Source organism: Chachezhania antarctica (assembly GCF_003646465.1).
In the GTDB taxonomy this organism is placed as follows: domain Bacteria; phylum Pseudomonadota; class Alphaproteobacteria; order Rhodobacterales; family Rhodobacteraceae; genus Chachezhania; species Chachezhania antarctica.
The window spans coordinates 1-20,796 of record NZ_QZEX01000009.1; the positions used below are offsets into that span (position 1 = coordinate 1).

Genomic DNA, 20,796 nt, shown 5'->3' on the forward strand with positions numbered 1-20,796 from the left:
CAGGACCGCAGCGACACATCCAAGCCAACATAATGTTCCATTCGAAGTCTCCCTTGCTCACAGATTTCCTGTGATCCTATCGGGAGCTCGACCTCAGTGCAGGGTCAGCCCAATTACGCATGCTAAGGGCGAAGATTAGGGCGCGAAGCGCGGTCGCGTTGATCGCTATGAATCGGTTGCCCTGTTTGCCGTAGCACCTCATGAGAACATTGGCTGGTTTTAGGGGCTAATTGAGAACCCCGCCCCCGTTCATCAACCGACGTTGCTTGCGTTGCAGCGTTGGGCCGTCGCTTCGATAAGCCGTCAAAACCGGCATGTACCGAAAATCGTATCAATTACCTGAGAAAAATCTGAAGACACTTCGAAAATGCAAATCTTTTCAAAGCTGAATGGTCCAAAGGGCTCTGCGTGTTTACGTCAGGTGGTCGAATTCGGGCGCTTCTGATCTCTGGTCAGCCAGAGCAGCGCAAAGCCTACTACCGGCAACAATATGTCTGACCAGAAAATCGTTCCGGCGTTGCCGGGGGCAAAGTTATGCGACTTGACCATGTCGATGGCGTGCCCGACAGCCGCACCCCACAGGAAGAACGACGGCCCGAGGACTGCGGCGAGGCGCACCGTCCAGCCGCTGCGGAAGGCCAGAAACCCCACGGCCGCAAACCCGAGGCTGGCATAGCCTACCTCGGCCTGGAAAGGGCTGTCGGCCCATCCGATGAACGACGCCGTGAATTTGCCGAAGAAGACATGCATGACGAAGTTGTAGATGTACGAAACGCCGATCGAGAAGAACAGGAACCACGCCAGAAGCGCATCGTACACGTCTTGTTTCGATCTTGGTGTGCCGCGCAACCCAAGGGAAATCCAAGCGGCGACAAGGCCCACAACGAACAGGACCGCTGTGAAGTTGGAAAGTACAAAGCCGATTGCCGCGCCCAAAGCCGGACCTCCAGTAAGAATCTATCGCCCATGAAAGCACGTGCGCTGGGTTTGTGGCAACGCGAAGGTAGAGCAATTCTCTGACGGTGTGTCTGTGCGGTTTCAGGCAAATAGCGACTTAGATCATTCGAGCGCGAACCTGCTTACCCTAGACGTCCAGTGCCGTTGTTCCTAGTCAAGTCGACTTTGCGATTGGCAGTCTTGCTATCCCGTTCGGCTTAAATCCAATCATGTATCGACCGCCACTATCACGTCCAAACGGCAGGCACGGCGTGCCTCAAGGTCAGCTATACTGCTCGCCTCGAACCTTCGCACATAGCGCAGCGAACGACAGCTTCCTGCGCACAGCGGTCATCTGTGTGGAGTGCAGCGAAGGTCGGCTTTCCGCCGATGTTGTTGAAAAAGTCGTCCGAAATCGTCGCTTTTGAGGCTCGCCGCCGCGGAGCAATGCAATTGCGTTCGGGCGATTGCCCGTCGACCCGCCTCTAGGCGGTAATCTTGCCATTCAGCTCATGCTGCGGCCTCCTGTTTGATACTTCGCGGGCGTAGCTTCGCGAGTTTTCGTAGGTTCTGGGCGATGGCGGCGAGCAGGAATTCGTCCTTGGCGCCGTTTGGTCCACGGAGCCGCAGCCGTGTCAGACCAAGGATGCGCTTGAGGTGCGCGAAGAGCATCTCGACCTTCTTCCGCTTGTCGCGCGACACCTTGTAGGCCTTGGTCTTGCGGCACTCTCTGGCGAACTCGCGCGCCTCTTCATGGGGTTCACGCGTGACATATCGGGCATCGGCTTTAGGGCAGCAGATCTCCTTGGATGGGCAGGCTTGGCAGATAGCCTTCAAGCAGCGGTATTTCTTTCGCCCACCAGTATCCTGACCCCGGTTCGGATCGGAATAGTTGCGTCTGAACTGTTTGAGGGCATGGCCTTCAGGGCAGATATACTGACCATTCTTATCATCCCATTCGAAGTCCGAGCGGGAGAATGTGCCATCTGTCCGCACAGATTTGTCGATCACCGGAATGAAGGGAATGATGCTGCGCTTCTCGACCAGCCAGCCCAGGTTCTCGGCATTGCCGTAGGCTGTGTCGGCGGCGAGCCAATCCGGCTTGATGCCAAAGCGTTTTTCGGTTCTGTCCAACATCGTGCGTGCAGCTCCGACTTCGGCCTGGCGGATGGCCCGCGTCGCCTCAACGTCCATGATCACGGAACTCTTGGTGTCGATCAGGTAGTTGGTGGCATAGGCAAAATAGGGTCGGCTTTCCTCGGCTCGGGTCCATTGTGCGGCCGGATCAGACTTGGCGACGAACTTGGGCTGCACAGGCGACGCCGCGCCAAAAGCGGCGTCATCCAATGTCTCCAGGTATTCCCGCGCCGCTCTATTCCCAGCTTCTCGCGCGGCCTCGGGGCTCCAATCTTCCGCTGCGATAGACCGGATCTTGTTGGCATCAGCCGAGATCAGGCTCGCATCTACCGCGAAGCCTTCGCCCGACACCAGATCCTCTTTAAGGCAACGTTCAACGGTTGTCTCAAACACCTGCCGCAGAAGACCAGGCAGCCGACCTTCGCTGCAAGTGCACCAATTTCAGGTCTGGTGAACCGTTCTATAAACGGTGGTTATTGATCTGTCGCTGTTCGGAAAGAGCTAGGCCAGCGACCGCCGTCGAAGAGATCCTTCGTCCGAAGGAAGTAAATTCGGGTTGCCAAGGCCCCGAACGTAACTTCTGTAAAATGCCTCTTTGACTTTCTGCCTTTTCGATAATGCGCACGACATTGGTCATGCCATCTTGCATATAGCGTTTCCAGAATGCCCTGATAATGACGCCTAGAATGGGCCGGGCCAATGCGCCGGTTGGTCTGAACCCATAAGCCCCTCGATGAAGGCGATGATCCGCGGGGCGACCAGATCGGCCATCTCGGTATGCGGGTAGTGCCCCGCGCCGTCTACGATCATGGTTTCTGCATGGAGCTTGCCGGCCAGCATGCGCGTCTCTTCGACGGCATTCTTGAAGTCCGGATCCTTGGTGCCCATCACGATCAGTGCAGGCACAACGGTTTTGTCCAGAATGGCTGCCGTATCGGCCTTGGACAGCGCAAGCATTGCCCGCAGCGCATCCATGCGACCTGGCTCGCGCAGGTTCCGGGTGATTGCGGCTTTAACCTCGGCGTGATCCGCGGGTTTCCTGCTGGGGAACAGGCTGTCCCAATACATGGTCCAGAAGCCGACGCGCCAGGGACCGGCGAAACCGATCTTGAGGGAGAGCTTCTGCACGAGGGACGCGTGCAGATCGCGCACGATCGGCCCGAGCAGCACCACGCCTCGAACGTGCTCCGGCGCGTCCTGCGCCGCCCAGACAGCCGAACCGGCAGCGAAGGAATTGCCGAGGATCGTCGCAGGACCAGCGCCGAGTTGCTTGAGCACGGCAACGGCATCCCGTCCGACGGCGCGGGCGGAGAAGTCGCTCCACCGCGCCGAGGTCTCGCCGAACCCGCGAGCGTCCATGGTGATGACGCGGTAGCCGGCCTGCTGCAGAGCTGGGCGGATGAACCGGTATTCAGACCTCAGGTCGCCCATGCCGGGGATGGCAAGGATGGCGGGACCGTTGCCGCCTGTGTCCTCGAAAGCAATACGGCCGCCGTCGGCTGAAATGAACTGGGTCTGGGTGCTGGGAATACGCATGGGACTGGCTTTCTCTCTTGCTTGCTTCCGGCGGCCTTGCCGCTGTCTGCGTTGTTGACCCTCTCAAGGTAGCTGACGTATTTTCGAATAATAATTGGCCAAATGAGGATAGCCTCGTTCCAAAAATGAATACCCTCGACTGGACGTTGCTGCGGTCATTCCTCGCCGTCGTGGAAGGCGGCTCGCTTTCGGCAGCTGCCAAGAGCATGGGAGCGACCCAGCCGACATTGAGCCGCCACATCCGCGAGCTCGAAACCGCACTTGGCGTCATTCTGTTCACCCGTTCCGCTCAGGGGCTGGACCCGACAGCGGCAGCGCTGGGACTGGTCCACGACGCACGCACCATGGGCGCTGCAGCGGAGGCGCTGAACCTCAAGGCGCGGGGGCGACAGCAGCACCTTTTTGGCACCGTCAGGATTACCGCTTCCGTTATCGTCGCCAACCTCATGCTACCTCCCATTCTCGCTGCTCTGCGCCAGGCAGAGCCGAGCATCCAGATCGAGATCGTTGCCTCGGATGCCAACCAGAACCTGCTGCGCCGCGACGCGGATATTGCGATCCGGATGGCTGATCCGACACAGAACGCCCTCATTGCCCGCAAGCTCGGAGACTCACCAATGGGTCTTTTTGCGACCCGTGCCTACTTTGATCGGCGTGGTCGTATCGCCGCGAAAGACGATTTGAAGAACCACGATCTCATAGGTTTCGATCGCAGCGACTTGCTGATCAGAGGCTTCGCGACTTACGATATAGCCCTTGCGCGCGAGGAGTTTTCCATGCGGACCGACGATGCCATGCTTACCTGGAACCTCCTCCTGTCAGGCGCTGGTATCGGAATTGCGCAGGTCATACTGGCGGAACGCCAGAGCGATCTCGAGCAGGTCGACGCGGGAATCGACTTCGGCGCCCTGCCAGTTTGGCTGGTCATGAGCGAAGAGGTGCGTAGCAACGCCCGCATCCGCCGTGTTGCCGACTTCCTGTCGTCGGCTCTGAATGACCTTTTGAAAGCCGCCACTGCTCGGCCCATCCGATAACATCGTTGCCACCATAGTTCATCCGCCGGATCATATTGATGTGGAGTTCATCGAATAGACATCACCCATTTTTTGAAAATTTTTAGCTCCTTGCAGTTCTGATCACCTTCGCGGCAAACAAAATACATGCCGCTGTCCAGCGGGTTCAGGACGTCGTCAAGGCGGACCAGCCTGCCCGCCTCGATGTCTTTGGCGACCAACAATTGGCGTGCCAGGGCGACGCCCTGCCGATCAACTGCGGCTTTCTGTAAGGTCGCGCTTTCCGAAAACTTGATCTTTTTCCGGTGCGTGATCTCCTCGGTCGGCAGACCAGCCATCTTTGCCCATTTGTCCCAACCCTGATGATAGTCATGGTGAAGCAGGGGCAGACGGGCGATATCCTGGGCGCCAGGCGTGAGCGACAGCAACTGGGAGACCGGCATGCGCGTCTCGCCCCGGACGACCTGTACGGACGTGAAAACGCTCAGCATCGGATTGACGCTCTGACCGCCAGCTCGAGAAGGCGCTTGGCGTGGTGACGGAGACGGGCCTGAGCCCGCAACCGGCCGGCCTGAGCCCGCAACCGGCCGGTGTGAGGCCCAGCCGCGGGGCTTGGCGGCGGAGAAGGCCGCCCCCCTATGCCGGTTGAACCCGGGTGGCCGCGGCGCGCCCTGCCCAGCGGCCGGTGGCGAGGCAGGCCGTCAGCAGGTAGCCGCCCGTGGGGGCCTCCCAGTCGATCATCTCTCCGGCCAGATAGGTGCCGGGGCGGTCGCGCAGCATGAGGTCCGGCGTCAGGCGGTCGAAGGGCATCCCTCCGGCGGTGGAGATCGCCCGGGCCATGTCCATCGGTCCCGCCAGGGGCAGCGGGAGGGCCTTGACCCGTGCGGCCAGGCTTTCGGGATCCGTGGGCAGCGGGCGGGCCAGTTCGTTCAGCAGCGCGCGCTTCACCGGGTCCAGCTTCAGCGCCTTGCGCAGCCGGTTGGACAGGCTTTCCCCCCTGCGCCCCGCGGCCAGCCGGGCGGCGATGTCGGGCGCCTCAAGGTCGGGCGCAAGATCCAGGCTCAGCGCCGCGCCCCCGCGCAGGGCGCGGGAAAGGGTGTAGACCGCCCCGCCCTCGATCCCGTCACGGGTGAGGACGAACTCGCCGCGGGTTTCTTGTTGGGTTTCTCGGTGGGCGGCGCGCAGGGCCACGGCCTTCACCGGTGCGCCGAAATGCGGTTCCATGTGGGCGGACCATGCATGCCGGAAGCCGCAATTGGAGGGCGCGAAGGGCGTCACCGGCGCCAGCGCCTCGGCCCAGGCCCCGTCGGAGCCCAGCCGTGGCCAGCTGGCCCCGCCAAGGGCCAGCACGGTGACATCCGGCGTGATCTCCCGCCGGCCGTCCGGCGTGGCAAAGCGGGATCCGGTCGTGGTAAACCCGTCCCACCGCCAGCGGGTATGCAGCACGGCACCCTGCCCGGAGAGCCGGCCCAGCCACGCGCGCAGCAGCGGAGAGGCCTTCATCCCCACCGGAAAGACCCGGCCCGTGGATCCGGTGAAGAGCGTCTCGCCCAACCCGCGCGCCCAGTCCTGCACCGCCTCCGGCCCGAACGCCTCAAGCGCGGGGCGCAGCTGCAGGGCTGCGTCCTCATAGGCCTGCAGGAAGGTCTCGAACGCCTCTGCCTTCGTCAGGTTCAGCCCTGATTTCCCGGCCATCAGGAGCTTGCGCCCCATGGTCGGCATCTGGTCCGCCACGGTGACCGACAACCCTGCCTCGCAGAGGACCTCTGCCGCCATCAGCCCTGCCGGGCCGCCGCCTATGACCAATGCCGTTGCCATCGCCGTTCCGCTGTCCTGTCGTCACCCCATGGAAGAGGATCCCGCCTGTCCGCTTTGCCCGGGTCCGATCCCGCCGGACGTGCCGGCGGTGCTGTTCCACCGGATCTGCCATAAGGAAGTCCACGCCATTTTGACAGAGGTGGAACAGGCCCTGCCCGCCCTTCCCCGGGCTGGCAAGGTTCTTCCCCGGGTGGCAAGGTGCCAGACACCCGTGCGGGTTCGGTTTCCATCTCGGAAAAAACGTGGTCCACTTGATCTTTTCGGGCCGGATTGTTTGCTGATCCGACATGGATGACCCAGGCGGAACGACACTGTTGCAGGGTACCCCGTACCACCGATGCCCGCCCCAGCCCATCAAGCTCAACTGCGGGAGATCTGACGCAGTGTCCGGTTGCCAAACCTCGTTCACGTTTTCAATGATCGCGCCGTCGTCGGTTTCGAATGCATCGCGGGTATCGGGCTCAGGCCTGTTGTCCCCGGAAATCGGTCGGCCAGTCGGCGAAAGGGTTCAGGATCGTGCCGTTGACCTTCGAACCGATGACCGGCCCACCGGGGCCCATTTCGCGTATCGGGCCAGGCTCCACTTCAAGGCGGAAGGCGCATTCAGACCGTGGCGGGTTCGTCCTGTCTCCGGGACAGGACGACGTGCAGACCGATCAGCGACAGCCCGGCGACGATGCCGACCCACATGACGGGATCGGTCTTCCACATGATGAGAACCGCAAGGATCAGCCTGCAGACGATTTCCCAGGCGCGCATCGGGCCCCGATCATACCGCGCCAGGGCCGAGGCCACGAGGTACAGCGCAAGGATCAGCCGTAGTGACAGAAGCCCAAGGGCTGTCAGTTCAACCTCGCCGCTGTAACCTTCGATCAGCGCCTTCGCGCCCGAGTCGTCGGTGATGGTCACTGCCTCGGGGATCAGCAGAAGCTCGGGGTACCAGGCGAAGATGAAGGGGATCGTGAACATGACGATGCCCACCCGCACGGCGGCGATGCCGGTGCGCATCGGTTCGGCGCCGGTGATCGACGCGGCGGCGAAGGCGGCCACCGCGACCGGCGGCGTGATCGCCGAGGCAACCGCGAAGTAGAAGACGAACATATGCGCGGTAAAGAAGCTGACGCCAAGGTTCGCCAGCAGCGGCCCCAGCAGTAGTGCCACGTTCACATAGGCCGGGACCGTCGGCATCCCCATGCCCAGCAGGATCGCGCAGAGCATGGCGCAGGTGAGCGCCAGCATCAGGTAGACCCCGCCGACGATCTGCACCTGATAGCCGAAGATCCGCAGCACCTGCGCCCTTTCCAGCCACGAGGTCACGGCGCGCGTCAGTTCCCCGGTCAGCCCGCTTTCGTTCAGGAAGGCCGAGATGATCGACACCGCGAACAGCAGCAGGAAAAGCCGCGAGATCAGCAGACCGCCATCGGCCAGAGAGACGAGGATCTTCGACGGCTTCGCCCGGGTTTCGGGATCCAACAACAACAGCGGGATCAGCACCGCGACCGCCCACCACCCGGCCGACACCGCGTCGCCGGTCGAATTTGTGATCGTGCGGACCACCCCGTCGGGCAGGACAAATGCGATCAGCCCGCCGTCGATGCCGTCCTTGTTGCCCAGAAGCAGGAACAGGATCGTCAGGATCGGCACGATGATGATGATCAGGTTGTACCAGTCCTGCCGAACCATGATCAGGTCTTCGGGGACCTCGCGCATGGCCTCGACCTTCTCGCGCCGGGCCTGGAACATCACGGCCAGGAAGATCGAGAAGAAGAAGAACATGGCGGGCAGGAAGGCCGCCGTGATGACCTTGGTGTAGGGCACCGCCGTCAGCGCGACGAGAACGAAGGCCGCGACCCCCATGACCGGCGGCATGATCTGGCCCCCCGACGAGGCCGCTGCCTCGACCCCGCCCGCGAACTGGGGCGAAAACCCGTTGCGCCGCATCATCGGGATCGTCAGCCGCCCGGTGGACAGCACGTTGGTCACCGGCCCGCCGGTGATGGTGCCGAACATGGCAGAGGACACGATGGCCGCATGCGCAGGCCCGCCGCGCAGGTTGCGCGTGGCCCGCACCGCCAGCTTGATCAGCGATGTGCCGCCCGCCGAAGTGCCGAAGAGCGCGCCAAGCACCACGTAGGGAAAGACCTGGTTCACGACGATGTCCATGAACCGGCCCATGAAGCCATCGGGCGTCACGAAGACATTCGTCGCCTTCTGGATCGCCGCGGCGGTCGGATCGCCGCCCTCGGCGCCCAGCTTTGTCAGCAGGAAGTTGTTGTCGGACAGATCGAACACCCAGATCAGCGCCGTGCCGACGGTGTAAGTCACGACTATGCTGGCCACCGCCACAAGCGGCAGGCCCCAGATGCGGATGTTGTACAGGAAGAACAGCGTGATGATCGTGAACAAAAGCGGCAGGATCCAGATCCCGAAGCGCGCCTGGCAGGCGGGGACCTCGGCCTCGAACGAGATGCCTGGGATGACACCCGCCGAACGCTCGGCCGCGTCCTGCATCAGGCGCGCACGCTCGCCGGTGATCTGGTCGATCAGGCAGATGGAATCGATCTCGACCAGAAAGCCGAAGGCGGCAAGAAAGGCCGCCAGAACCAGGCCGACATCCAGTACAAGTCCGAACCAGGCCAGGTGCGGCTTGTCCAGCTTCCACGCCCGGTAGACGCTGGCATCCAGTGCCACGATCACCATCATCAGCAGAAAGACAGGGGGATAGAAGTACTCGGGCGGGAAATTCGACACCCGGAAGAAGGGCTGCCCGGTGACATTCCGGGCCCAGTCCTGCAGGCCGGGGATTTCCGGCATGGTGTTGGCCATTCCGACGAAGACCAGCACCAGCGCCAGAAGCATCGCGATGCGCCGGCCAAGCGGCAAGATGACGGGTGTCCCAGATGTCATTGCGCACATGTCTCCAAGGGAGAGGCCGCTCAACCGGCCCCTCCTGGTTGTTCAGGCTGGTTCGGGCGTTACGGACGCAGGCAATCGGCGACCGTATGGCCGGCCTCTTCGAAGGCGCGGATCGCGCCGGCGTGCATCTTGATCTCCACCGCCCCGCAGGCGCCTTGGGTAACGCCGTCAATATCCCCGAAACTGAGCCGCGAGAACGGACCGCGCGGCGACCCCTCGATGAACCGGCTTTCCCCGTCCAGGTAGGCCTTGGTGATCCGGTAGGCCAGATCCTCGTCCATCGACGCATTGACGATCTGCCCGAAGGCCGTCGCGAAGGAGTCGAAGGTCTCGTCGTCGGTCACGACGGTGATGTCGTTGCCGGCATAAGCATTGCGGAAATCCTCGACCGGTAGCGAATAGGGCGCGTGGCCGGGGGCCGCGACGATCTGCTGGCCCAGCGTGCTGACCAGAAGATCGGATGGCACATCGTGCATCGTGATCCCGCCCGCTGCCGCGATGGCGATCTGGCGCCCCGATGGCAGACCCTCGGGCGCGGTCCAGGCATCGGCGCCGCCGCCTGTGATGGTCGATACGGTATCGGGCCAGGGGGTCTGGATTCCTTCATAGCCCTCGCCGTCCTTGAGCCCCGACAAAAGCTGCACCATGGACCGGCCCGAGGTCAGCGCGGCGCCGCGCGGCGGGCCGTTCCAGATCCGCAGACCGTCCAGTGCGCGGATGTCCTCGACAGGATTGTTGTTGTAGTACGCGAAGATCTGCGCGGCCCCTGAATTCCAGAAGATCACCCGCAGGTTTTCAGCCAGTCTCGCGCCTTCCTCGGCGCCGACGCCGCTGTAGGGGCCAATGCCCCGCGACAACAGGAACGGCAGGATCAGCGGTGCGGGCGCCATGTCGAGCTGGCCCTCGGCGACGGCCTGAACCGAATTGGTCAGCGTCGCGCCTTCGGTGATCTGAAGCGTCGCAACACCCGCGCTGTCAAGGATCGCGGCCAGAGTGGTGTCGATGTAATGCGGGGTCGAACCCGGCGTGGTGGTTTCCGCCGTCAGGGTCACTTGGGCAGTCGCCGCCAGGGGCGCGATTGCAAGCGCTGCCCCGGCTATCACGGTCTTGATCATGGTGTCCTCCCTTGAAACTGCGCCCTCCTCCAAAGGCACGCAGGCCCGGTTTCCCTGGGCCCGAGACGAAAGCTTGCAGAATATATATGACTTGTCACGCAAAAACTTTTTCTCCATGTTCCGGGAAACGGGAGGACAGGCCATGACCGAACAGGTGACCATCGACGCCGATCAGGTGCGCGCCCGAATGGAGCGCGAGGGCCTGAACATCTTTGCACGCCTGCCCGCCGTCTATGCCGCGTCGCGGACCCAGAGCCGCAAGTTCCTCGATCTTGCCGGGGGTCTTTCGGTCGTCGAATGGCGGACTCTGTGGGATCTTGTCGAAGCGGGGCCGATGACCATCCGCGATCTTGCGGCGATCCAGCGGGCGGATCATTCCCTGCTCAGCCGCGCCTTGCCGGACATGCGCGAAAAGGGCTTCGTCGCAATGCAGCGCAGCAGCCGTGACGCGCGGCAGACCATCGTCCAGATCACGCCAAAGGGGCGTGCCGCCTACGACCGGGCCGCCCCTGTCATGGCACACCGCCGCGCCGCCCTGAGGGACGTCTTCACGGAAGAGGAAATCCGCGACTTCGCCGGGTATCTCGACCGGTTGGAACAATTCCTGCGTATTCCGGTCGAGCAACTTGTTACGGACGATATTGCCGGGAAGGACGCCGCGAAATGACCAAACGCCCCAACGTTTTATGGATCATGGCCGACCAGCTTCGGTTCGATTACCTCAGCTGCTACGGTCACCCGCACCTGCACACGCCCCATATCGACGCGCTGGCCGCCCGTGGTGTCAGGTTCACCAACGCCTATGTCCAGTCGCCCGTCTGCGGTCCGTCGCGGATGTCGGCCTATACCGGGCGCTACGTGCGCAGCCACGGCTCGACCTGGAACGGCATGCCCCTACGCGTGGGGGAGCCGACGCTGGGCGACCACCTGCGCGAGGTCGGCGCGCGCGCCGTGCTGGTGGGCAAGACCCACATGACCGCTGACGCCGAGGGCATGGCCTGGCTAGGCATCGATCCGCAAAGCGAGATCGGCGTGCGCGTGTCGGAATGCGGCTTCGAGCCATTTGATCGAGACGATGGCCTGCACCCCGACAGCCACCGCCAGAACTGGTCCGCCTATGACGACTATCTCGTCTCGCATGGCTATGCTTCGGACAACCCATGGGAAGATTTCGCCAATTCCGGTGTCGGCGACGATGGCGAATTGCTGTCGGCGTGGTTGCTGAAAAATTCCCGCCTGCCCGCGAACGTGCCCGAGGAACATTCGGAAACCGCCTACATGACCGACCGGGCGATCGCCTTCATGCAGGACGCCCAGGCGGATGGCCGGCCCTGGATGTGCCACCTGAGCTACATCAAGCCGCACTGGCCCTATATCGTCCCGGCCCCCTATCACGACATGTATGACGAACGGCACATCGTGGCCCCGATCCGGTCCAAGACGGAACACGAGACCGACCACCCGTTGATGCAGGCCTACCTGAAGGCCCGCGTCTGCCAGAGCTTCGCGCGCGACGAAGTCCGCGAGCACGTGATCCCGGCCTATATGGGCCTCATCAAGCAACTCGACGACAATCTCGGCCGCCTTTTCGCCTGGATGGAGGACAGCGGGCTCAGCGACAACACCATCATCGCGTTCACGTCCGACCACGGCGATTACATGGGCGATCACTGGATGGGCGACAAGGATTTCTACCACGAGATGGCGGTCAAGGTCCCGCTCATCATCGCTGATCCGCGTCCCGAGGCCGGGGCGACGCGCGGGCTTGTCTCGGACGCGCTGGTCGAAATGATCGACCTTGCGCCGACCTTCATGAACGCGCTTGGCTGCACCGCCAAGCCGCATGTCATTGAAGGCCGCGACCTTACGCCGATCCTGCACGGCACGGACGGGTTTTCGCGCCGCTACGTCATCAGCCAGCATGACTATCACTGGTCCGACATGGCGCGCCTGCTGGACCAGCCACAGGAAGACGCACATACCACGATGATCTTCGACGGCCGGTGGAAATACATCCGGTGCGAAGGATTCCGGCCGGTTCTTTTCGATCTGGAAGCCGATCCCCATGAACTGACCGATCTGGGCGCATCGGAGGACGAAGATCACCGTCGCGTCCGTGCGCGGATGGAAAGCGCCCTGCTCGACTGGGCGACCCGCCATCATACACGCATCACGGCAACCCCGATGGTGCTGGCACGACAGAAGAAGGCCGCAGAAGGCGGGATCCTGATCGGCTTCTGGGATGAGGATGAGTATCGGGACGCAACCGGCGTTGCTTTTGACAGTCTGACGCCAGTTGGGCGGGGTTAGTCGATCCGTCGACGCGGATCGGACGCCACGTGGTTGCCCAGGCCGGTTGCCGTCTTGCCAACCCTTCCACACCGCTCGTCCGTTTGAATTTCGTGGGTCCGGCGAATGGTCTTTCCGACGGATCGATCGCGCGTGTTGGAGCCAATCGAAGGAATGCCACCTCCGTCCCGGACTGCGGATCTCGGGATGCCGCACTATGCTGCACGGTGTCATCAAAGCTTGGCTTGCGAAACGGCGCGAGCCAGGCACGACCACGTGGATGTCCGGATGGTGGCCATCGCGGAACCTCAGCTGTGCAATACGCTCGTCATGCCCATTTTCGCACCCTTGCCCGTAGCGCCGGCATTTTCATCTGTCAATTCAGCCCTCCGCGCGGATCGTCCATATGGCCTTTACTTTTGAGCCATATGGACTACCTTAGGCACTAAGGAGACCCTCAATGCAAGTCGCTGCCAAGACCCGCGAACCCGCGCATGTCAACGCCGTTGCGCTCAAAGCCTATGGGCGCATTGCCGAATCCTGGGCGCTCAGCCTGAAGGAAGCGGCTGGCCTTGCCGACATGTCCGAAAGCACATGGAAGCGTGCCAGAAAGCCGGGTTTCGCAGGAGAACTGACCAAGGATCAACTCCTGCGTCTGAGTGCGGTGATCGGCATCTACAAGTCGCTGGAACTCTATTTCTCCGATCCTCTTGCAAGAACGTGGTTCACCCGGCCAAACGCGGGGCCCTTGTTCGGAGGTCACCGTCCTGTCGAAACGGCGATCGAGGGTGGCTTGCCCCAGATCCTCGCCATTCGGACCTATCTTGACGCCCTGCGTGGCGGGGCATGAAGCAGACCGAGATTTCCGATCGCGGCCTTGTTCGCCTCCTGCCCGCCACCTACCACAAACCGCCTGCGCTGCGCGGCCTCGTGGACAATGATGAAGAGTCGGAGATCCTTGCGGAGGTCGAAGGCCTGACAAGCGGCCGCCTTGTGGCCGAGCGCGGCCGCAACCCGCATCTGGATCCACGGGAGCTTGCGTGGCAGCGCCGCAACCGCGATCTGCGCATTTACGGCGACAGTCACGTCAATGCTGCCTTCACCTATACCCGAACGGGGGGAAACCGCTTCAATACCGAGGAACGGGGCGCCTGGTACTGCGCATGGGACGTCATGATTTCCGTGAGCGAGGTGGCCTGGCACCGAACCCGGGAGCTCGGCTTCACGGGCTGTTTCGAGGACCGCGCCCGTTACGTGGAATTGCTGGCCGATTTCATCGGGGTTTTCGACGACATCACGGATGAACCGGGCCATCCCGCGCTGCATGCAGATCCGGATGTCGGATATCCCGAAGGTCAGAGCTTCGCCCAGCATCTTCGCCGGACGGGATCGAGAGGTTTGATCTACCCCTCGGTTCGGGCCCCGGCACCCGGGGGAAGTTGTCTGGTGTGTTTCGAGCCGCGCGCCATCCAGAACGTCCGCCCGGGGGCGTCGTGGGATCTCGTTTGGGACGGGACACCACATTATTCGGTATTTGCTATCGCCTGAGCCGAAATACGAACCATCCGGATAGCCCTGTCTGCGCTCACCCGCACGGGGATCCGGCCAATCCGCACGCGGTAGATGGTGCGCCCCCAACGTCGGCATCCATGGGCGCCAAGGTTGAGTGCGCAACCATTTCCGGGATCGCCGCAAGCCGCCATTCGTCGACCGCATGGACGGGCCGCGGCGGAAATCGACCGTTTTCCGGTGTGCGGCAGGCAGGTTTCTTCTTGTTCGAACACGCGGGGGCTTAAGCCTTGCTGGCAAGGCGTTCGTTGCACCGCAGCGGGCCTGCGATGGTCGTCGCTATGTGAAGCTCTGGTGAAAAGGTCGGTCAAGGGACTTGAAGTGTCGCATTCGCCTCCTGTACCAATGCGCCAATATCAAAGAGGGCGAGGCCGACGCGCCGCGCGAGGTTGGCGAACGCCCCTAAAGCTATCGGGCTCAGGTGGTGTTTCCGCGTGCCCACGACGTCTGCCCGACAAGCTGCACAAATCGAAAACTGCGATGAGGTCACGGGACAGCTGTCCACCGTGATGGCAACGACACGCATTCACGCGATCGTTCGGCCTTGTCAAACACAAACGGGAGAACGCTCATGAGCGACAACAGTGCGCAGAATGCCGAACTGACGATGACCGATCAGGTCTACAGTGAGGACCCGCTGGCCGACCGTCGGACGGACCATTACCGCAATGAATACGTCAAGACCTTCGTCGACAAGTGGGACGAGCTGATCGACTGGCGCGGCAGGGCCGACGGCGAAGGCCAGTTCTTCATCGACATCCTGCGCGCCCGGGGCAAGGAACGCGTGCTCGACGTGGCCTGCGGCACCGGGTTCCATTCCGTCCGCCTGACGGAAGAAGGCTTCGACGTCACCGCGTGCGACGGCTCGGCCACGATGGTTGCGAAGGCCTTCGAGAACGGCCGCAAGCGCGGGCTGATCCTGAAGACCGCGCAGGCCGACTGGCGCTGGCTCAACCGCGACATCGCCGGCAAGTACGACGCCATCGTCTGCCTCGGGAACTCCTTTACCCACCTCTACGAGGAAACCGACCGCCGCCGCGCGCTTGCAGAGTTCTATGCAGCTCTGAAACATGACGGTTTGCTGATCCTCGACCAGCGGAACTACGACGCGATGCTGGATCACGGCTTCACGTCGAAGCACAAGTACTACTATTGCGGCGACCAGGTCAGTGCCGAGCCCGACCATATCGACGACGGGCTGGTGCGGATGAAGTACAGCTTTGCCGACGGCTCGGACTACACGCTGAACCTCTGCCCGATCCGGAAGAACTACATGCGGCGCCTGCTGAGCGAGGCCGGGTTCGAACGCGTGCGCACCTATGGCGACTTCCAGGACACCTATGCCGAGGACGATCCCGACTTCTTCATCCACGTCGCCGAGAAATCGTCGCTGCATCTCGTTCGCTGGGGCAATGTCGGCGAGGACGGCCGCCAGGATATCCGCGACATCACGGAGGATTACTACGACAGCGACGACGCCGACACGTTCTATTCCACCATCTGGGGCGGCGAGGATCTGCATATCGGCCGCTATGGAGACACATCCGACATCCGCACGGCATCGGACCTGTCCATCGACCGGATGATCGAGCGCCTGCCCCGCCTGACGGCGGAGTCGCGTGTGATCGACCTTGGCGCAGGCTATGGTGGCGCGATGCGCACGCTCGTCCGCAAGACCGGCGCGCGGGCCGTGTGCCTGAACCTGTCCGAGACGCAGAACGAATACAATCTGGGCAAGATCCGCGGCGCCCGGTTGACGGGTCAGATCGATGTGCGCCACGGCGTGTTCGAGGACGTCCCCGAAGCGGAGGGAAGCGCCGACGTGGTCTGGAGCCAGGATGCGTTCCTTCATTCCGACGAACGCGACAAGGTGCTGGCCGAGGCATGGCGCCTGCTGAAGCCGGGCGGTCACCTGATCTTCACGGATCCGATGCAGGCCGACGATGTCGAAAGCGGCATGCTGCAACCCGTCTATGACCGGCTGCAACTCAACAGCCTGGGCAGCCCGGGCTTCTACCGCCGCACTGCCGAGGCGCTGGGGTTCGAGACGCTGGAGCAGGAAGACGCGGTGGCCGACCTGCGCACGCATTACGACCGCGTGCGCGAGGAGCTGCTGGCCAATTACGACCGGCTGCGCGATGCGGGTGTTTCGGCCGCCTATCTCGACAAGATGGCGACCGGGCTTGAAAACTGGGTGAAGGCCGCCGATGCCGGGCACCTGGCCTATGGAATCCAGCATTTCCGCAAACCGGCCTGAGGTTACGCGCGCCGCGGTACCGGCTGCCCGGTCCGCGGCGCTTCCCGGCCGGTCGGGAGCCGATCCGACGCGGTCAGGACATGATCTGCAGGCGCGCCGGCCGGGGTTGACCCGGTCGGCGCGCCTGTTCTTGCGTGTCCGCGCCCTCCCCGAACCGCTACCAGCCGCCAGTTTCCGCGGTGTTCTGAATGGCACCGCACAGGTCCTGACATCTTGCCAGTCCCGGTTCGGAGCATTGCCTGTTTCAACCGTTTCAGCGGGACATTGCCCCGGGCAGCTGAGATCACCGGGCATCGCCAACTTGGTTGCACCCACCTTCGCGGCCATGGTGAGCAACCTCAGGCGTTTCTAAGTATCTGACACTTATAGGTATTGTCACCAGATCGGCGGAGCGAAGCGCAGGTCTGACATGTTCTTGCCAGGCCACCAGGCGGCACCGGGTAACGCCGGATGTCGCCACGGCACCTAATCCCTGTGGTCCGGTCATGCGGGCGTTCCCTTGAAGCGGAAGCCGCCATCGCTAATATCTACCCTATAAACGGGCGATGAACGTCCGACTTCAACCAGGGAGATTCTCATGAAAATCACAGGTTTTCTTGCCGCCGCGCTATTGTCGAGCACCGCTCTCGGCGCTTCGGCCGAAACCATCCGCTGGGCGCGTGCGGGGGATTCGCTGACCCTCGACCCCCATGCACAGAACGAAGGACCGACCCACGCGCTGTCGCACCAGATCTATGAACCGCTGATCATCCGCGACACGACCGGCGCGTTCGAGCCGGCGCTGGCCACCGACTGGGCCCCCAGCGAAGAGGATCCCAACGTCTGGGTCTTCAACCTGCGCGACGGCGTGACCTTCCATGACGGTGCCGAATTCACCGCAGAAGACGTCGTGTTCTCGTTCGAGCGGGCAATGTCCGAGGAATCGGACATGAAGGAGCTTCTGAACTCGATCACCGAGATCCGCGCGGTGGACGATCACACGGTCGAGTTCGTCACCGACGGCCCGAACCCAATCCTGCCGTCGAACATGACCAACCTGTTCATCATGGACAAGGGCTGGGCCGAAGCGAACGACGCGGTCGGCGTGCAGGACTATGAAGGTGGCGAACAGACCTTCGCCTCGACCAATGCCAACGGCACCGGCCCCTTCGTGCTGCAAAGCCGCGAGCCGGACGTGCGCACCGTCCTGACCCGGAACGACGATTACTGGGGCACCTCGGACTTCCCGATGGACGTGTCTGAAATCGTCTATACCCCGATCCAGAACGCCGCGACCCGCGTTGCGGCCCTGTTGTCGGGTGAAGTCGACTTCATCCAGGACGTGCCGGTACAGGATCTGGGCCGCGTGGGCGAGACGGACGGCCTTGCCGTCAAAAGCACACCGCAGAACCGTACCATCTTCTTCGGCCTGAACCTTGGCGCGGACGATCTGGCGAATGACGATGTCGAAGGCGAGAACCCGCTGGCCAACAAGAAGGTCCGTCAGGCGATGAACATGGCGATCAACCGCGACGCCATCAAGAAAGTCGTCATGCGCGACCAGAGCGAGCCGGCCGGCATGATCGCACCGCCCTTCGTCAACGGCTGGACCGAGGAAATGGACAATTCGGTCTCCACCGATGTTGAACAGGCGAAGGCGCTGATGGAAGAGGCGGGCTATGGCGACGGCTTCTCGATCCAGCTTGATTGCCCGAACGACCGCTACATCAACGACGAGGCGATCTGCCAGGCCGCCGTGGGCATGCTCGCCCAGATCGGCATCACGGTGAACCTCGACGCGAAGCCCAAGGCGCAGCACTTCCCGCTGATCTCGAACGAAGAGACGGACTTCTTCATGCTGGGCTGGGGTGTTCCGACCTACGATTCGGAATACGTGTTCAACTTCCTCGTCCACACCAAGGGCGACGACCGCGGCAGCTGGAACGCGCTTGGATATTCGAACCCGGAGCTTGACGAGAAGATCCAGAGCCTCGCCTCCGAGACCGACCTTGAGGTGCGCGACCAGACCATCGCGGATATCTGGAGCGTCGTGCAGGACGATGTGCTCTATATCCCGGTCCACCACCAGGTTCTGAACTGGGGCATGACGGATGCGGTCGGCACCGAGGTCGATCCGGAAGATTCGCCGAAGTTCAAGTACTTCGAGATGAACTGACCGGCGGCCCCCGGCCGCTGTGCCGGGGGCGTTTCGAACCTTACGCAGCCCGCCGCCCGATCCCGCGCGGCGGGCAACGCACATAGGGCCAAGGCCCCAGGTTTGCCCATCGAGGTCAGATGCTCGCATATATCATCCGGCGCGTCGCACAGTCGCTCCTTGTCCTGCTGGTCACGGGCTTCGTCGCCTTTTCGATGTTCAGCTTCGTCGGTGACCCGATCGACAACATGCTGGGACAGGAACGGACCCAGGCCGATATCGACCGGCTGCGCGGCCAGCTCGGGCTCGATCAGCCCTTTGTCGTGCAGTACTACCGGTTCCTTGAACAGGCAGTGCAGGGCAATTTCGGGCTAAGCTACCGCCAGGGCCGCCCGGTGTCCGATATCCTGATGGAACGTCTGCCCGCGACACTGGAACTGGCCTTCGTGTCGGGCTTCCTGGCGCTGGCCGGCGGCATCGGGCTGGGCATCTTCACCGCGATCCGAAAACGGGGGGTCAGCGCCAACGCGATCATGACCGTATCGTTGATCGGGGTGTCCCTGCCGACCTTCCTCATCGGCATCGTTCTGATTTACGTCTTCTCGGTCGAGATGGGCCTCCTCCCTTCGTTCGGGCGGGGGGAGGTCGTGCGGATCGGCGGCTGGACCACCGGGTTCCTGACGGAATCCGGGTTGAAGGCCCTGATCCTGCCGGCGATCACGCTGGGGCTTTACCAGATGACCCTGATCATGCGGCTGGTGCGGACGGAAATGCTGGAAGTGCTGCGGATGGATTACATCCGCTTCGCCCGCGCCCGCGGCATCCGCGAACGGTCGGTCAACTTCCGCCATGCGCTGAAGAACACGCTTGTTCCGGTCATCACGATCACCGGGTTGCAGCTGGGGTCGATCATCGCCTTCGCGATTATTACCGAAACCGTTTTCCAGTGGCCGGGCGTGGGCCTTTTGTTCATCAATGCGATCCAGTTCGTCGACATCCCGGTCATGGCCGCCTACCTGATGATGATTTCGGTCATGTTCGTGGGCATCAACCTGATCGTCGACCTGCTCTACTTTGCCATCGATCCGCGGTTGCGCGTCGATCGCACAGCCGCCGGAGGACATTGATGGCGCAGAACGAGATTCCGCGCGCCCCGTCACGCTTCGCCCGCGCGCGCAACAGCGACCTGTACTATTCCTTCACACGGACGCCGGTGGCCATTGTCTCGGCCGCCGTGGTGATCGTGCTGGTGCTCGCCGCGCTTCTTGCGCCCTTGATCGCGCCGCACAATCCGTTCGATCCCGGGACGCTGAACCTGATGAACGGCTTCACCCCGCCGGGTGAGGCAAACGCCTTCACCGGCGATTACTTCCTCTTGGGCACCGACGATCAGGGGCGCGATGTCTTTTCCACGATGCTGTACGGCATGCGGATCTCGCTTTTCGTGGGCTTCTCTGCCGTGATGCTGGCGATGGTGGTCGGCGTGGTGCTGGGCCTTCTTGCCGGCTATCTGGGCGGCTGGGTGGAAAGCACGATCATGCGGATCGCGGATATCCAGCTGACCTTCCCCGCGATCCTTGTCGCCATGCTCATCTTCGGCATCGCCAAGGGCATCACGCCGCCTGCCTACCGCGACCAGATGGCGATCTGGGTGCTGATCCTTGCCATCGGCCTGTCCGACTGGGTGCAGTTCGCCCGCGTGGTGCGCGGCGCCACGCTGGTGGAAAAGAACCGCGAATACGTGCAGGCGGCGCGGCTGGTCGGGCGGGCGAAGTTCTCGATCATGATCCGGCACATCCTGCCCAACGTGCTGAACCCGGTGCTGGTGATCGCCACGATCAGCCTCGCGCTGGCGATCATTGCCGAGGCGACGCTCAGCTTCCTGGGCGTGGGCGCGCCGCCCACCCGGCCGTCCCTTGGGACGCTGATCCGCATCGGGCAGGAATTCATGTTCTCGGGCGAATGGTGGATCCTTCTGTTCCCGGCGGGAACGCTGCTGGCGCTTGCCCTGTCGATCAACCTGCTGGGCGACTGGCTGCGCGACGCGCTGAACCCGAAGCTGCGCTGATGGAGCGT

Annotated in this window: 16 protein-coding genes and 1 pseudogene; 9 read left to right on the forward strand and 8 right to left on the reverse strand. The window is 62.7% G+C overall.

Annotated features, from left to right (window positions below):
• Positions 1-417: 417 nt before the first annotated feature.
• From D4754_RS16895 to D4754_RS16905, 4 genes and pseudogenes are all read right to left on the reverse strand, one after another.
• The gene (locus tag D4754_RS16895; RefSeq protein WP_121065965.1) at positions 418-936 is read right to left on the reverse strand and encodes a DUF6790 family protein; all 519 of its coding nucleotides are present in this window, start codon (positions 934-936) and stop codon (positions 418-420) included.
• Positions 937-1,446: 510 nt separating this feature from the next.
• Positions 1,447-2,478, reverse strand: a pseudogene (locus D4754_RS16900) (transposase); the annotation flags it as partial.
• 55 nt (positions 2,479-2,533) lie between these two features.
• A complete protein-coding gene (locus D4754_RS24065) occupies positions 2,534-2,710 on the reverse strand; it encodes a hypothetical protein (protein WP_163025951.1) in 177 nt (58 codons plus the stop codon).
• 44 nt (positions 2,711-2,754) lie between these two features.
• Complete coding sequence (locus D4754_RS16905) at positions 2,755-3,609, reverse strand: alpha/beta fold hydrolase (RefSeq protein WP_121065968.1); 855 nt, start codon at positions 3,607-3,609, stop codon at positions 2,755-2,757.
• Between the two features lie 125 nt (positions 3,610-3,734).
• Between D4754_RS16905 and D4754_RS16910 the strand changes: the two genes are divergently transcribed.
• Positions 3,735-4,643, forward strand: coding sequence for a LysR family transcriptional regulator (locus tag D4754_RS16910; RefSeq protein WP_121065971.1), 909 nt, complete (start codon positions 3,735-3,737; stop codon positions 4,641-4,643).
• A gap of 47 nt (positions 4,644-4,690) precedes the next feature.
• On the opposite strand, the gene D4754_RS16915 is transcribed toward D4754_RS16910, so the two are convergent.
• The 4 genes from D4754_RS16915 to D4754_RS16935 all read right to left on the reverse strand — a co-directional run bounded on the left by D4754_RS16915 (position 4,691) and on the right by D4754_RS16935 (position 10,471).
• A complete protein-coding gene (locus tag D4754_RS16915) occupies positions 4,691-5,113 on the reverse strand; it encodes a LysR substrate-binding domain-containing protein (protein ID WP_121065974.1) in 423 nt (140 codons plus the stop codon).
• A 145-nt stretch (positions 5,114-5,258) separates the two neighbouring features.
• Complete coding sequence (locus D4754_RS16920; RefSeq protein ID WP_121065976.1) at positions 5,259-6,440, reverse strand: TIGR03862 family flavoprotein; 1,182 nt, start codon at positions 6,438-6,440, stop codon at positions 5,259-5,261.
• A gap of 603 nt (positions 6,441-7,043) precedes the next feature.
• A complete protein-coding gene (locus D4754_RS16930; RefSeq protein ID WP_240453922.1) occupies positions 7,044-9,347 on the reverse strand; it encodes a TRAP transporter permease in 2,304 nt (767 codons plus the stop codon).
• Between the two features lie 68 nt (positions 9,348-9,415).
• Positions 9,416-10,471, reverse strand: coding sequence for a TAXI family TRAP transporter solute-binding subunit (locus tag D4754_RS16935; protein WP_163025952.1), 1,056 nt, complete (start codon positions 10,469-10,471; stop codon positions 9,416-9,418).
• Positions 10,472-10,613: 142 nt separating this feature from the next.
• Here D4754_RS16935 and D4754_RS16940 point away from each other — a divergent pair, with 142 nt between their 5' ends.
• The 8 genes from D4754_RS16940 to D4754_RS16975 all read left to right on the forward strand — a co-directional run bounded on the left by D4754_RS16940 (position 10,614) and on the right by D4754_RS16975 (position 20,788).
• Complete coding sequence (locus D4754_RS16940; protein ID WP_163025953.1) at positions 10,614-11,138, forward strand: MarR family winged helix-turn-helix transcriptional regulator; 525 nt, start codon at positions 10,614-10,616, stop codon at positions 11,136-11,138.
• Complete coding sequence (locus D4754_RS16945; RefSeq protein WP_121065982.1) at positions 11,135-12,781, forward strand: sulfatase-like hydrolase/transferase; 1,647 nt, start codon at positions 11,135-11,137, stop codon at positions 12,779-12,781. Before D4754_RS16940 ends, D4754_RS16945 begins: the two co-directional genes overlap by 4 nt.
• Before the next feature lie 439 nt (positions 12,782-13,220).
• Positions 13,221-13,610: an MbcA/ParS/Xre antitoxin family protein gene (locus tag D4754_RS16950; RefSeq protein WP_121065985.1), complete on the forward strand. Its 390-nt coding sequence runs from the start codon at positions 13,221-13,223 to the stop codon at positions 13,608-13,610.
• Positions 13,607-14,308, forward strand: coding sequence for an RES family NAD+ phosphorylase (locus tag D4754_RS16955; protein ID WP_121065989.1), 702 nt, complete (start codon positions 13,607-13,609; stop codon positions 14,306-14,308). The genes D4754_RS16950 and D4754_RS16955 overlap by 4 nt, the downstream gene beginning before the upstream one ends.
• 592 nt (positions 14,309-14,900) lie before the next feature.
• Entirely contained in the window at positions 14,901-16,586 is a 1,686-nt protein-coding gene (locus tag D4754_RS16960) for a glycine/sarcosine N-methyltransferase (protein WP_121065992.1), read from the forward strand.
• A 577-nt stretch (positions 16,587-17,163) separates the two neighbouring features.
• Entirely contained in the window at positions 17,164-18,741 is a 1,578-nt protein-coding gene (locus D4754_RS16965; protein ID WP_121065995.1) for an ABC transporter substrate-binding protein, read from the forward strand.
• A 119-nt stretch (positions 18,742-18,860) separates the two neighbouring features.
• Positions 18,861-19,847, forward strand: a complete 987-nt coding sequence (locus tag D4754_RS16970) for an ABC transporter permease (protein ID WP_121065997.1) — start codon at positions 18,861-18,863, stop codon at positions 19,845-19,847.
• Positions 19,847-20,788: an ABC transporter permease gene (locus D4754_RS16975; protein WP_121066000.1), complete on the forward strand. Its 942-nt coding sequence runs from the start codon at positions 19,847-19,849 to the stop codon at positions 20,786-20,788. Before D4754_RS16970 ends, D4754_RS16975 begins: the two co-directional genes overlap by 1 nt.
• The last annotated feature ends 8 nt before the right edge of the window (positions 20,789-20,796 follow it).

Coding starts and splice junctions, on each gene's coding strand:
- D4754_RS24065 (WP_163025951.1), bottom strand. CDS start 2,710: ATGACCAATGTCGTGCGCATTATCGAAAAGGCAGAAAGTCAAAGAGGC.
- D4754_RS16905 (WP_121065968.1), bottom strand. CDS start 3,609: ATGCGTATTCCCAGCACCCAGACCCAGTTCATTTCAGCCGACGGCGGC.
- D4754_RS16910 (WP_121065971.1), top strand. CDS start 3,735: ATGAATACCCTCGACTGGACGTTGCTGCGGTCATTCCTCGCCGTCGTG.
- D4754_RS16915 (WP_121065974.1), bottom strand. CDS start 5,113: ATGCTGAGCGTTTTCACGTCCGTACAGGTCGTCCGGGGCGAGACGCGC.
- D4754_RS16920 (WP_121065976.1), bottom strand. CDS start 6,440: ATGGCAACGGCATTGGTCATAGGCGGCGGCCCGGCAGGGCTGATGGCG.
- D4754_RS16930 (WP_240453922.1), bottom strand. CDS start 9,347: ATGACATCTGGGACACCCGTCATCTTGCCGCTTGGCCGGCGCATCGCG.
- D4754_RS16935 (WP_163025952.1), bottom strand. CDS start 10,471: ATGATCAAGACCGTGATAGCCGGGGCAGCGCTTGCAATCGCGCCCCTG.
- D4754_RS16940 (WP_163025953.1), top strand. CDS start 10,614: ATGACCGAACAGGTGACCATCGACGCCGATCAGGTGCGCGCCCGAATG.
- D4754_RS16945 (WP_121065982.1), top strand. CDS start 11,135: ATGACCAAACGCCCCAACGTTTTATGGATCATGGCCGACCAGCTTCGG.
- D4754_RS16950 (WP_121065985.1), top strand. CDS start 13,221: ATGCAAGTCGCTGCCAAGACCCGCGAACCCGCGCATGTCAACGCCGTT.
- D4754_RS16955 (WP_121065989.1), top strand. CDS start 13,607: ATGAAGCAGACCGAGATTTCCGATCGCGGCCTTGTTCGCCTCCTGCCC.
- D4754_RS16960 (WP_121065992.1), top strand. CDS start 14,901: ATGAGCGACAACAGTGCGCAGAATGCCGAACTGACGATGACCGATCAG.
- D4754_RS16965 (WP_121065995.1), top strand. CDS start 17,164: ATGAAAATCACAGGTTTTCTTGCCGCCGCGCTATTGTCGAGCACCGCT.
- D4754_RS16970 (WP_121065997.1), top strand. CDS start 18,861: ATGCTCGCATATATCATCCGGCGCGTCGCACAGTCGCTCCTTGTCCTG.
- D4754_RS16975 (WP_121066000.1), top strand. CDS start 19,847: ATGGCGCAGAACGAGATTCCGCGCGCCCCGTCACGCTTCGCCCGCGCG.